This window comes from Reyranella sp. CPCC 100927, from assembly GCF_007859315.1.
In the GTDB taxonomy this organism is placed as follows: domain Bacteria; phylum Pseudomonadota; class Alphaproteobacteria; order Reyranellales; family Reyranellaceae; genus Vineibacter.
This window is the reverse complement of record NZ_VOHA01000071.1, coordinates 1-556: the sequence shown is the minus strand read 5'-3', so window position 1 is coordinate 556 and position 556 is coordinate 1. Positions and strand designations below refer to the sequence as shown.

The following is a 556-nucleotide window of genomic DNA, read 5'->3' as shown; positions in this document are numbered from 1 at the left end:
TCATTTTATGCAAGCCCCCTTTACAAACTTTTTTGAATTTTTCTGCGAAAATCTACATAAAGAGCTTGCCATTTTCACGGCAAAGCCCACCCTGATCGCCTTTATCTAAAATTGATTACATTTTTTACTTTCGCCGATTGTAAAATTAAACTGAACACTGTTCCGATCCAGTAAGAAAAATCGTTTTCACTGGATTAGAGCACAAAAAATCCATTTCAACCATCTGGTAGAATATGAATTACCTCAAACATTTCTAGAGAGGTTAAAATGGATCATTCTTATTCTAACACTAAACCACACCAAAAGGGCAAGCACCTTACGCTAAACGACCGGACTACAATCCCGGAGCTGCACTCTAAGGGCTCCTCTAATCGTGCTATAGCTAGAGAACTTAACTGCTCACCAAGCACGGTCGGATATGAGCTCAAAAGAGGCACAGTATCCGTGTATACCGGCAATGTGAAGCGGTATAAAGCTGTCGAAGGGCAAAGCACTTACGAACTACATAGAAGCAAATGCGGCCGCAAGAGCTTGTTTCTTCGCAGACATAAGTTCA

Annotated in this window: 1 protein-coding gene; it reads left to right on the top strand. The window is 41.0% G+C overall.

Annotated features, from left to right (window positions below; translation table 11 throughout):
• Positions 1-267: 267 nt before the first annotated feature.
• The coding region (locus FQU96_RS42010; protein ID WP_146547394.1) for a helix-turn-helix domain-containing protein at positions 268-556 on the top strand (289 nt) is incomplete at its 3' end.